The organism is Streptomyces sp. NPDC059092 (assembly GCF_042756365.1).
GTDB lineage: Bacteria > Actinomycetota > Actinomycetes > Streptomycetales > Streptomycetaceae > Streptomyces.
This window is the reverse complement of record NZ_JBHZEJ010000089.1, coordinates 17,552-29,941: the sequence shown is the minus strand read 5'-3', so window position 1 is coordinate 29,941 and position 12,390 is coordinate 17,552. Positions and strand designations below refer to the sequence as shown.

Annotated in this window: 7 protein-coding genes and 1 pseudogene; 5 read left to right on the top strand and 3 right to left on the bottom strand. The window is 69.1% G+C overall.

The genetic code is table 11. The features are described 5' to 3' along the window. Positions 1–63: 63 nt before the first annotated feature. The 5 genes and pseudogenes from ACFXPL_RS33600 to ACFXPL_RS33580 form a co-directional block, all read left to right on the top strand. The gene (locus tag ACFXPL_RS33600; RefSeq protein WP_384926802.1) at positions 64–642 is read left to right on the top strand and encodes an RNA polymerase sigma factor; all 579 of its coding nucleotides are present in this window, start codon (positions 64–66) and stop codon (positions 640–642) included. Next, entirely contained in the window at positions 639–1,553 is a 915-nt protein-coding gene (locus ACFXPL_RS33595; protein ID WP_384926794.1) for a CU044_5270 family protein, read from the top strand. The genes ACFXPL_RS33600 and ACFXPL_RS33595 overlap by 4 nt, the downstream gene beginning before the upstream one ends. Before the next feature lie 423 nt (positions 1,554–1,976). Next, positions 1,977–5,321, top strand: a complete 3,345-nt coding sequence (locus tag ACFXPL_RS33590; protein ID WP_384926792.1) for a S8 family serine peptidase — start codon at positions 1,977–1,979, stop codon at positions 5,319–5,321. Positions 5,322–5,882: 561 nt separating this feature from the next. Beyond that, positions 5,883–6,383, top strand: a complete 501-nt coding sequence (locus tag ACFXPL_RS33585; protein WP_384926790.1) for a transposase — start codon at positions 5,883–5,885, stop codon at positions 6,381–6,383. 87 nt (positions 6,384–6,470) lie between these two features. Then, positions 6,471–6,821: pseudogene (locus ACFXPL_RS33580) on the top strand (SMI1/KNR4 family protein); the annotation flags it as partial. Between the two features lie 60 nt (positions 6,822–6,881). Here the strand turns inward: ACFXPL_RS33580 and ACFXPL_RS33575 are convergent. The 3 genes from ACFXPL_RS33575 to ACFXPL_RS33565 all read right to left on the bottom strand — a co-directional run bounded on the left by ACFXPL_RS33575 (position 6,882) and on the right by ACFXPL_RS33565 (position 12,016). Then, a complete protein-coding gene (locus ACFXPL_RS33575; RefSeq protein WP_384926788.1) occupies positions 6,882–8,003 on the bottom strand; it encodes a glycosyltransferase in 1,122 nt (373 codons plus the stop codon). A 1,054-nt stretch (positions 8,004–9,057) separates the two neighbouring features. Next, on the bottom strand, positions 9,058–9,816 hold the full coding sequence (locus ACFXPL_RS33570) for a TetR/AcrR family transcriptional regulator (RefSeq protein WP_384926786.1): 759 nt from the start codon (positions 9,814–9,816) through the stop codon (positions 9,058–9,060). 595 nt (positions 9,817–10,411) lie between these two features. Next, a complete protein-coding gene (locus ACFXPL_RS33565; RefSeq protein WP_384926784.1) occupies positions 10,412–12,016 on the bottom strand; it encodes a hypothetical protein in 1,605 nt (534 codons plus the stop codon). Positions 12,017–12,390 lie beyond the last annotated feature (374 nt).

Genomic DNA, 12,390 nt, shown 5'->3' with positions numbered 1-12,390 from the left:
TCGGGGTATTTCCGTGGTGCTGGCACTGATGTGGTTCTCCTTCGCCAGGATCGTAACCCTGGCATCAGGGACTCCACGAATCTCAGTACAGCTCACTTCGACGCCTACGCACGTTCCGTCTACAACCACGCTTTCCGGCTTACGGGAAACTGGGCGCAGGCCCAGGATGTCGTGTCGCTGACCTTCCTGGACGCCTGGCGCCTGCGCGGGAGAGTCAATGAGGAAGGCGGTTCGCTGCGGCCCTGGCTTCTCGGGATCGCCACCAACGTCACGCGCAACACACGCCGGGCAGCGCGAAGACACGCGGCCGCCGTCGCGCGACTGCCCCGTGACGAGGTCGAGCACGACTTCGCCGATGAGATAGCCGGGCGCCTCGATGACTCGGCGCAACTGGCTCTCGTACGGACGGCGCTGTCCCGGCTTCGCAGGGCCGATCGGGAAGTACTGGCCCTCTGCGTCTGGGCGGGGCTCGACTACGCGGCGGCGGCCGAGGCGCTCGGGGTGCCTGTCGGCACTGTGCGATCGCGGCTTTCCCGCGCAAGAACAAAACTCGCGAAACATATGGAACCGCTCTCCGAGCGTGGACAGATGAGGGGTGACCGCACTGCTGCGGTCAGGCCCGTCGAGGAGGGGAACCGATGACTGAGCTTCCCGAGAAGTGCCTTCCGCCGGGCCGTCACGAACTCCTCAAGGAGCATCTGATGACCGAGATCCGGCAGACCGGGACGCCCGCGCGGGCGTCTGTACGCAAGAAGCGGCTGCGGCCCGCGTTGGTAGCGGCCGCCGTTGCCGCCGCGGCCGCCGTCACCTTCGTGTTCCTCCCACCGTCCGGCGGGGGCGCGAACGCGCAACCTCCGGCCAAGGAGGCTGTGGCGTTGCTGGAGAACATTGCGTTGGCGGCCGAGCGCGAGAAGGTGCCCGGCGACATCCGCGACGACCAGTTCGTGTACGTCGAGAGCAGGGTGGGCTACACGGCACACGGGGAGGGCAGGACGGCAAAGCTGGATCCCCTCCACAAGCGGGAGGTGTGGCTTTCTGTGGACGGCCTGCACACGGGGCTGGTTCGCGAGGGCAACGGCAGGGGCGAGAACGCCCTGCCGCCCAGTCTTCCGCTCCCTGAGTCCTCCGCCAACTACCGGAACCTGCAGACCCTGCCGACCGACCCCGACGAGATGCTGAAGTGGCTCCACCGGGTCAGCGAGGGAGGCGAGAGCGAGGACCAGAACACCTTCGTGAAGGTCGGTGATCTGTCGTTCGAGGTGCTGATGCCGTCCGCCCAGAGCGCGGCTCTCTACCGGGCGGCAGCCAAGATTCCCGGGGTTGTCGTCATTCCGGACGCGGTCGACGCGGCGGGGCGCCACGGCGTGGCCGTCGCACGCGTCAACAACGGAGAGCGCCAGGAGCTGATCTTCGACAAGGAGACGAAGCAATTCCTGGGAGAGCGCAGCATCGCCGTCGAAGACCTCCCGGACGGACAGAAGAAGGGCGAGCTCACCGGGTCCAGCGCGATCATCGAGCGAGCTGTCGTCGACAAACCGGGCCAGCGCCCCTAGAGATCACCTTTGAAGACGATCTCTAGGAGCGGGAAACCCTCGACCGGGCCAGCTTGGCGGTAACGAAGCCCTCGCAGCACCAGGAGCATGAAGCCCGGTGCACCGACTTGACGGCAGGCACCGTGGGGCCCCGGCCGGGCAGGAGACAGCCGGGGCCCCACGCGTGCGGTGGCCGAATGCTTCACGCGTCAGTCCGACGACCCTTACGACTCTGACCACAGGACGACCTACGAAGGGGTTCAAAAACAGCTTCTACAGTAATGCCGCTTCTCGACGTGGCCGGAGGCGGCTCGGGACAGCCCGGGACAGTTCTGGATGGCCGGAAAGCGGAAGGGTGAATGGCTGGATGACGACCAGCGCTCGGGGGCCCGAGTTCCGTCAGGGAGGTGTACCGATTCTTCGTCCAGGTCTGAGGAGAACGTAGTGACCGGCAGAAACAGAGCCATCGCGGCCGCGGTGGCGGTCGTGCTCGCGGCGGTGCCCGCGATCGGGGCCTCGGCCGCGCCGTTACCCGAAGTGGCGCGGGTGACCCCGGCAGAAGCAGGGGGAGCCGCGCGCGACGGGTCGGTGGTGACACTGATCACCGGCGACCGGGTGCACGTGAACGGCGCGGGCGATGTGACGGAGGTCCGTCACGCCAAAGGGCGTGAGTCCGTCCGGATGTCGGTGCGCCGGATCCACGGCAGCACCTATGTGATTCCGGCGGACTCCCAGCGGCTGATCGCCGATGGGACGCTTGACCGGCGGCTGTTCGATGTAACCGGGCTGATCGAGGCCGGATACGACGACGCGAGCCGGGACACGCTGCCGCTGATCGTGTCGTACGGCAGCAGCGCGGCATCGGCGCGGTCGGACGTCGCGGCGGCGGGTGCCTCGGCGGGGCGCAGCCTGCCCGCCGTACGCGGTGAGGCGGTACGGGCGCCGAAGACCGGCGGGCCGAAGGTATGGCAGTCGCTGACCGGCTCCCCCGCCCCGTCGTTCAAGGGGACCGCGGCGAAGGGGATCGAGCGGATCTGGCTGGACGGCAGGCGCCAGGCGGTCCTGGACAAGAGCGTGGCGCAGATCGGCGCGCCGACCGCCTGGGAGGCCGGGTACACCGGCGAGGGGGTGAAGATCGCGGTGCTGGACACCGGAGTCGACGAGACGCACCCGGACCTGGCCGGTGTCGAGATCGCGCAGCGGAACTTCTCCGACGAGGACACCCCCGAGGACCGCCACGGCCACGGCACGCATGTGGCGTCGATCGCCGCCGGTTCCGGGGCGAAGTCGGGCGGCACGTACAAGGGGGTCGCTCCGGGGGCGAAGATCCTGGACGCCAAGGTCCTCGAAGGCTTCGGTGGCGGCTACGAGTCCTCGATCATCGCGGGGATGCAGTGGGCCGCCGACCAGGGTGCCGACATCGCCAACATGAGTCTGAGCCTCGGGGACACTGCCGAGACCGACCCGATGGAGGAGGCCGTCGAACGGCTCTCGGAGGAGACGGGGATCCTCTTCGTCGCTGCGGCCGGCAACTCGGGCCCCGACCCGGAGACGGTCGGTTCGCCGGGGAGCACGCAAGCGGCGCTGACCGTTGGCGCGGTGGACAGGGACGACAGGATCGCCTCCTTCTCCAGCACGGGTCCGACGGCCGACGGTTCGTTGAAGCCGGACATCACCGCACCCGGTGTGAACATCGTGGCGGCCAGGTCCGCCACGGGCTGGATGGGTAAACCGGCGGCGGACGGCTATGTGTCGGCGTCGGGGACGTCGATGGCGGCCCCGCATGTCGCGGGCTCGGCGGCGATCGTCGCGCAGCGGCATCCGGACTGGTCGGGGGCGCGGATCAAGCAGGCGCTGACGTCGTCGGCGAAGTCCGGAGCGGGGCTGACCCCGTACCAGCAGGGAACGGGCCGTACCGACCTGGTGAAGGCGCTGGCCCAGACGGTTGTCAGCGAGCAGACCTCGGTGAACTTCGGCGCCCAGCGGTGGCCGCACACCGACGACAAGCCGCTGGTGAAGACGGTCACCTACCGCAACGACGGCACCGGGCCCGTCACGTTCGACCTGGCGCTGGAGACGTACGGCCCGGACGGCGCCGCCGCTCCGGGCGGCTTCTTCGCACTGGGCGCTCAGCAGGTCACCGTCGAACCCGGGAAGACCGCCGAGGTGGAGGTCACCGCCGACACCTCGGTCGGAGCCGTGGACGGTGCCTTCTCCGGCACGGTGACGGCGACCGCCACCGAGGGCGGCCAGAGCGTACGTACCACCGTGGGCGCCGTCCGCGAGATCGAGATGTACGACCTGACGATGAGGTTCCTCGACAACAAGGGCGCGCCCGCCGAGGCGTACTCCGGCCTCGTCGGCCTCGACAGCGATGTCGAGGAGTCCGTCTCCGCCGAGGCCGGCCGGGGCGAGGCCACCATCCGGGTACCGAAGGGCGAGTACACCCTCGAATCCGAGGTCCTGACGCCGGCCGCGGGCGGCGCCCCCGGGACCGCGGTACTGATCCGGCCGAAGCTGAGCCTGACCCGGGACACCACGATCACCCTGGACGGCCGCGACGCCAAGCCGCTCGCCATCACCACCCCGGACGCCGCGGAGTTCGACGGCGGCTGGTGGACCTACGACTTCTACGACGCCGACGGCAAGCGCGGCCTCAGCGGCCGGGGCTGGATCGCCCCGGGGGAGAACCTCACCTTCGCCGGCGTCGGCGAGGCGCTGCCCGCCGAACGGTTCAGGGCGAGGCTCGGGGTCCGGTACGCCAAGGGCTCCACCGCCTACAACCTGATCTACAGCCGCGGGGGCAACTTCTTCACCGGCTACGCCCACCGGGTCGACCGGAGCGAACTCGCCCTGGTGAACGTCACGGCCGGTGCCTCGGTGAAGAACAAGCAGGGACGGGTGAAGGCCGACTGGGAGTACGACGGCCCGAGGACCGGAATACAGATCAACACCCCCTCCCAGCCGCTCGCGCTGCCCGCCGTGTCCCGGCAGTATGTGAGCGCCCCGGCCGGGTACCAGTGGGACTTCTCCGTCGGCCAGCAGGTGATGGGGGCCGGTCAGGACGACAACGAGATCTCGTACGGGTTCAGTGAGCCCAGGACGTACGAGGCGGGGAAGAGCTACGACATCACCTACAACGTGGGCGTCCTCAGCCCGAAGATCAGAAAGGGCACTGTCACCCGATACGGCGACACGCTGTCGGCCTGCCCGTCGCTGTACGCCGACGGCGCCCGGCACATCGGCACGTCGCAGGTCTCCGAGGCCAGGACCGTGGTCACCGCCGACGGCGGGACGGTCTACGACGCGGGGCAGGAACCCTGCCTCGAACTGGACGGCCTGAACCCCGCCGAGACCGAGTACACGATATCGACCGATGTCTCCCGGAACCCGGAGATGGCGGGAACCAGCACCCGCACCCGGGCGAGCTGGACCTTCACCTCCGCGTCGGCCGGCGACGAGTATGCCGCTCTGCCGCTGTCGACGCTCGGCTTCTCCCCGGAGCTGACGGCGGAGAGCACCGCGAAGGCGGGCACGGATCTCACGGTTCCGGTGACGATCGAGGGCCCGGCCGCGGGCGAGGGCTTCAAGTCGCTCGCCGTGGAGGCGTCGTACGACGACGGCACCACGTGGCAGCCGACGGAGGTCGCCACCGCCGAGAACGGCGGGAAGAGCCTGACACTGTCCCACCCGGAGGGGGCGACGTCGGTCTCCCTGAAGGCTGAACTGAAGGACAAGGACGGCAACACCTACGACCTGACGATCATCAAGGCGTACCTGCTCGCCTAGCTCACACAAGGAAATCCAGCGGCCGCGTGGTCGCATGGCTTCGTACGACACCGGCTCCGGGCCCGGGGACCATCCCGGGCCCGGAGCCGGCCCGCTTCACTGACGACAGCGACCCGACCCGACCCGACCCGGTTGCCTCACAAGGCCCTCACGCAGCAGGCACTCCTTCCTGGGGGGTCCGTATGCTGCGCGGCCCCTCTGTTCTGCCATCTGCTCCGAGTTCACCGCGTCGCCGCAGATGAGGCGCTGCCGAGGCCGCGTGCGGTCGTCGGGCTCCGCAAGAAGCGCCGCATCATGGCCGTGAGTCGCCCTTCCGGCAGGGGCGCCGTCCGAGCTTCGGCGTGGTGGGGTCAGGCGGTGACAGGGGCGGCGACGGCGTTGAGGATGCCGATGCTGGCGGTGCCCCCGAAGAACGGCTACCCAGCGGGGAACGGGCTGTCGGGGGTTCAGGAACATCCGCGCCCACCTGCTGAGGCTGTCGCACGGCTCCGGCCCGGTGAAGGTCAAGAGCGATTTCGTTGTTCGGTTCCGAGGATCAGGGAGGCGTCGGAATCTTGGCTGGTGGGGCGAAACTTCCTGTCGTGTGACCGTGAACGTGATCTTGAGATGCCGCGGGATGTGCGGGTGTGGCTGCCGCCCGAGCACCTGTGCTGGAAGGTGCTCGACACCGTCGAGCTACTTGACCTATCGGTGTTCGAGAAGAGCTACCGTGACGACGGGCGGGGCGGGGTGGCCTACCCTCCCGCGAGCCTGATTGCGCTGCTCCTGTACTGCTACAGCAAGGGAGCGCGTTCCTCCCGTCGCATCGAGCAGGCTTGCTGGGACGACGTGGGCTGCCGAATCATCACCGCGAACCGCCGAGTGGACCACTCCACCGTCGCGTGGTTCATACGACGCCACCGCGCCGCTCTGAACTCGCTGTTCGTGCAGGTGTTGTCGCTGTGCGGCCGACGTGGCCTGGTCGGTCTTTCGGCGGTGGCCGTGGACGGCTCACCGAGGGAGGCGAACGCCTCACGCGACGCCAACCAACGGCTCCAGCGCCTGGAGGAGACCACGCGCTGAGCGTCGAGGCCGATGGTTCGGCAGCACAGGGCGACGGCGAGGGCGCGTGCGACAACTGGCCTCGCCTGTCCCGGCTATACGACCGGCTTGGGCCCCGGCGTCGTTGGCGAATACCTGACACGACGTGAGGCGTCCGTTGGAGCACGGCACCCGGAGTGGCCCGAAGGCGTGGTGCCGATCCTGACCTGGGGCTGTGCCATGTATGCGGGCGTTGATTGTTTCCATGAGGACGGTCAGGTTCTGCTCTTCGAGCCGAACCCGTACAGCGGCGGATCGTGGGAGCAGTGCTGGTTCCTCGACTCCACCAGCCTCGCAGCGTGGCTGGAGACATGGCTCGCGGGGACGGGCTGGTTCGAGGAGGACGCCTTCGACAGGGACGGCCCGGTCGAGCCTCGGCCATGGGGTCAGGCCGCAAGCCGACTGTCCTCCGGTGCATAGCGAGACATCAACGCCCCGTCCCGTTGGCTCAGGTTCGCAACGGCCGTGCCGGCTTGGTCATCAGGACAACTCCTGGCGCCTTTCGCCATGCCGGAGGGCCGCGGTTTCCAGTACGGAAACGATCTCGGAGACCGGTGTCGTCGAGTTCACCTCCCGCGCTGCCCGTGCGGCGGCGTCCCGGTAGGAGGGGGTGGCCATTATCTTGGCGGCAGCGGGGCCCGCGTCCTCGAAGCTGGTGATGGTCTCGGCGACGCCGACGCGGGTGAGACGTTCGGCGTTCCATGGCTGGTCGGCGTGGAAGGGCCGGACGACCATCGGCGTCCCGGTGGTGAGAGCGGCCAGTACGGTGCCGGTACCGCCGGCCGACACGAGGACGTCGGCCCACGGCAGCACACGGGCCAGCGGGACGAAGCCTGCGCGGTGGACGGGGCCGACGACGGGTGTCGGCGTGTGGGCCCCGGCGATGATCACGTTGAAGCCGGCGTCGGCGAGGGAACGGGCGGTCGCCTCCTCCGCCTGGGGATCGGCAACCGTCGTACCGAAGGTCACCAGCGCCCGGGGACGCTCTTCGTCCTGGAATGCCGGAGGCTCGAAGGTGTCGTCCTCACGGTCGAACGCTACCGGGCGTACGGAGATCCCGTCGGGCTCCGGGTTCTCGCCCTCCTGCCTCAGGAACGCCGGGTAGGTATCGAGGTAGGCAAGGCGCTCCGTCGCGCGGAGGGAGTACCGGTCGAGCTGCTGCTGCCAGCGCTCGCACAGCGCGTCCGTCATCTCGGACGGCACACCGCCGGTTATGCCCAGCGCGGCCCAGGGGACGTCCAGCGCGGAGGCGACCATCGGAGCGACGTAGTCGAACCGTTCGCACACGATCAGCTCCGGCCGGAAAGCGGTCGCCTCGCGCAGCGCCTCGTCGTAGGTGAGGTCGACCCGGGTGCCGGCGAACAGCTCGACGGCGGCGGGACCGGGCCGCGTGGGATCGAGCCCGGTGCGCCGCCCGGCTTCCGTCACCTGCTCCTCCAGCCCGGGGCCGGCGGTGAGCACCGGGAACGGCCGCAGCAGGGAAGCAGTCTCCGTGTTGCTCAGGATGGCGACCTCATGGCCCGCGGCGCGTGCCGCACCGGCCAGAGGAAGCAGCGGAAGGACATGACCGCCCGTGGGAACGGCACTGAACAGGATACGCACTGTCACTCCTGGATGAATGGGGGATGGCAGGCCAATATGCGGCCGGTGGCGCGGACCGGACGACTCGGGAGGGCAGGTACAGCCTGCACCGAACGGACCGAAGCGCACAGAGCCGGACGACAACCCGGCGTGCGCTTCGCGGCTGCTCCTGCACGACCCGGCGGTATGGCCACCGGGCCGTGCAGGAACGTCGGCAACGACCGTCAGCGGGCAGTCGGAACATCTGCATGCTCCGGTACTTCGAGGGCACCGTGCTGCTCACGCCCGTGTTTCCACCGTGGTCATCAGAGGGTTCACGAACCTGTACCCCTCACTGGATCGCCCCGCACCGGCCGGGACCGGCGAATCGCCAATCCGGCTACACGATCGAACACGGGTGGTCTCCTCCAACGCACGGTGCGACAGGCGAGGCGCGTCGACCCAGGCAGGAGCCGGTCCAACGCACCGCAGAACCCCTTCACCCCGTCGGATAAGGATGCCGAGTCGTGCTCTGCGCCGCCGAGAACGACATTAGACAATCCCCCAATGGTTGAGCAGTAGGAGAAATAGCTGACACTGTCAGGTTGCCGTGCGCTCGGTGCCCTGGCGGGTGAGGGCCGGCGGAGGCAGCGGCGCCGCCACGGCTGGGACGGCGTTCCGTGGACAGCAAGTGCGCAGGGGTGGGCTGCTGGGTTGTCAGCCGCTGGAGACAGCCCGTGCCACCAGTAGCCGTAGCCGCAGCCGCAGCCACCGGAGCAGAAGCGTTCGCGGCGCCGCGCGTCGCCAATCGGGGGCACCGCGCCCGCGTATCGTGGGCACCGCGCCCGCGTATCGGGGGCAAGGCCGTAGCACTCCCGTCCGTTCGTCGCGAAGGCCGGCATCGTGCGGAAACCGATGAGGTCGTGGCCCAGCACGGTCCGCTGCCGCTTCGTCGCTCCCGCGACCGGGCGTGTGCGGTGCCAGGACGGCCAAGGGATCTCGGCCCGGGCCGGGGTCGACCACCACGGTGACCAGGCGCGTGCGCGCCCGCTCTCCAGGATCTTCACACCACGTCACTCCCACCCGGTGGACATGCCTACGGGTGCGTAGCCGGTGTCCCCGTGAGCTGCGCGGGAATCCGGCGATGGATGTCCTCGAACAGGTCGAACATCGCCCTGTGAAATATTTCGGCCTGGTGTTCGCCGATGAAGGAGGTATGTCCGAACACCTCCAGGACGACCATGCCGTGCAGATGGCCCCATGCGCCGAGGAGAAGAGCGCTCGCAGGAGGCGGCAGGGTCTCCGAGCCATGGGGAAACAGGGGTTGCAGATGCGTGTGGAGAGCCGGTGAGAGCCCCCGGACGTCGGCCGCGGTCATTTGTGCCGTGGTGAACCCGGCGAACATCTCGCGCTGGAATATCTCGCACATCCGGTGCATCGCCTGCGTGGTCGGGCCGTTGTGGGGCGCCGCGTAATGAGGCAGCGGCGCTCCGTAGAGCAGTTGGAATCGCTCTACGTGAGTGATGGCCCAGCGGCGATAGCCCTCGGCGGCGGCCACGAACCGCAGCACGGCGGGCTCGTCCGCCGCTGTGTCGGCGGCCGCCGACACAGCGGCCGCCAATTCCCGGTACGCCTTGGTGACGAGAACTGTGACGAGGGCGTCCCGGTTCGGGAAGTAGTGGTAGAGCCCCTGGACCGTCATACCGAGGTTGCGAGCGACCCCTCTCAGGGAGAGGGCATGCGGCCCGTGCCCGGCGATGTAACTTTCGGCGGCCTCCACGATCTCCTGGGTGGCGGCGGCCCGGCGTCGCCGGCGCAGGGTGGGCGAGGCCGTCGTATGCGCGTCCGCGGACATGCGGCGATCCTACGACGGCTGATCCGACGGGGCATCAGAGAACCGGAGCAAGTCAACAACACCTCACGGGTGTCAGGTAGTTCTCCTCGGTGGCCCTGCTGCCGGGCCGTGCAGCAGCGTCGGGGTGCATGCGAGGGTTGTCTGCCGCGTCGGTGCGCTTTCGGCCTGCGTCACGTCGGTGACCTGGGCGAGCTTGCCGGCGTTTCCCCTGCCGGAACGGACCGCGTGGCCGCGACAACTTTACTTCGACATCGACGCCACCGACACGGCCCCCCAAGCGTCGACTGTGACCACGAGCCTGCCGTCCAGGTCTGCTGGGGCGGGGAGAGGCTCCGGTCGGCCGCGCGGCGGATCGGGAGGCCGTCAGGCCAGGCGGTTGACGGCGTCGGTGTCGTCGTCGGCGGTGGGCAGTGCGCGGTGGCCGGTTTGAAGAGGCATGACGATCACCGGATCCATCGGTCACGGCCTGCTGCCCCACTCCTTGGCCACATCACCTCGTGAAGTCGGCACGGGCGGCGGGCCCGCGAACCCACACGAGGGCGATGCCGAGCAGGGCGAAGGCGGCGATCACGTCGGGCCTCGCCACGATGCCGCGTCAGCGGAGGGTGACCGAGAGCCGGGAGAACTTCGCCCGCGCCGTGCCGTTGGAGGTCTGCAGGCCGACGTAGCTGCGTGCCGGGACCAGCGTGGGATCCGGGACGCGGAGCACGGAGGCGCCGTCGGCGTAGAGTTCGAGGTCCTTGCCGTCGAGTACGAACCGGAGGTCGTAACGGCGTCCGGGCTCGATCCGGTCCGCCGAGCCGACCCCCGCGAGCTTCCGGTTACGGCCCTTCTCCATGACGCCGAGTCCGAAGGCGTGGCCCCACGAGCCCAGGCCCGCGTAGTAGTAGCTGTCCCGCCCGGTCATGCGCGCCAGAATCACATGGTCGGGATCGGCCGGTCCGTTGCCCTGTGGGGTGACGGAGACCCTGATCTCGTAGTCCGGGGCGTCGATCTGCACATTGCCCTGGAGAGTCTGCGACAGGTTTCCGGGCGCGTTCCCCAGCGACCACGCGCCCCGGTCCCGTACCGCGAAAGAGGCACCGGTGGGGATCTCACCGCCCTGGGTCATGGTCCACTTCGCCGGGTCGACGGTCTCGACGGCGTCGTCCCGCACGGCGAGCTGGATGGTCTCGTTCCAGCCGGGGCGGTTGTTCTTGACGTTGTAGAAAAGGTGCTCGCGCCCCTCGTGGACCACCGTGAACTGCCGGTAGATCATGCCGTCCTCGTCGCCGCCGACGACTCCGAGATCGAGTTCGAGGCCGGTGCGCTTCAGTTCCCAGTGGATGCCGTCGCGGGAGTGGAGCCGGCCGCCGCGCGAGGGGTAGTCGGCCTGCCAGCCCAGGATCCGGGTCTCGTAGCGGTCGCGCCCCAGTTTCCGGACGTTGGGACCGCCCACCCCGAGCGACGCCCAGCCGCCGTCGTCCATGGGACGCAGCACCGGGTTGGCCGGGTGCTTGTGCCAGGGGCCGCCGGGATGGGCGGCGGTGGCGTAGCAGATGTAGCGCGGTTCGCCGCCGGCCGAGGCGATCTTGCCGGCGGTGTACCACATCTTCCAGATCTTCTCGTCGGTGTCGTACATCAGGGACGAGTTGTAGATGAACTCGTCCTCCCAGGGTGCGGTCGAGGCCAGAGCCACGCCGTGCTTGATCCACGGTCCCTCCGGCCCGTCGGCTGAGGCGTAGTGGATTCGGCCCGCGCCTTTGCCGTCGACGCCGAAGTACGTCATGTGCCACAGGCCGTCGTACGGGACGACACTGGGCTGGTTGAGCGCCGACGCCTCGGTACCGAGGGTGGGGGCGAGGACGGGGTCCGTCGTCTTCTCCCATCGGCGGCCGTCCTGGCTGGTGGCGTAGCCGATGCCGTGGAGCGAGCCGTACCAGAGCTTGAACACCGCTCCCGTGGGGCTGTTGTGTACGAGGCAGGGGTCCTGGAGTAGCGAACTTTCCCAGGGGAGGTCGGTCCGCATCACGACGCCCTCCCTGCGCCAGCCGGGGACGGGCCCGAAGTCGTCGGTCAGGACGACCTTTCCGGGGCCGCCCCGTGAGGCGCCGGCGGGCGCCGCCTGTGCGGTGGCGGCGGTTCCCGCGGCGCCTGCGAGAGAGGCGGCCGCGCTGCCGAGCAGGGTACGGCGCGACAGGGCGGGGAGGGCATCGGTCACGGGCGCCTCATTTCGTCATCTGTACCTGTGGACATGCGACGAGGGCGTGCGGGAACAAGGAATAGTGCACGCATGAGACGGTGACAATGTGCATGCCAAAAATGGAGATCCGCGTGCCCGGACGGATCGTCATCTGGACGTGCCCGATCTGGATGCGTCCGTCCACGTCGGGTTCAGGGTCGCTCGTATCCGCGTACGCGCGCGGTGGGCCATCGAGGGCGCACATGAGGGACGTGTCGAGTGCGAGCGTGCTGCTGGTGGAGCGGTCGGCCGGCTCCCTCTCGGACTGGGACGCGAAGGGGAGGACGAGCCGGTCAACGCCGGTAGTTGGTCGGCACCTTGGCGATGTTCCGGGACCCGGGTGGATGCCGTGG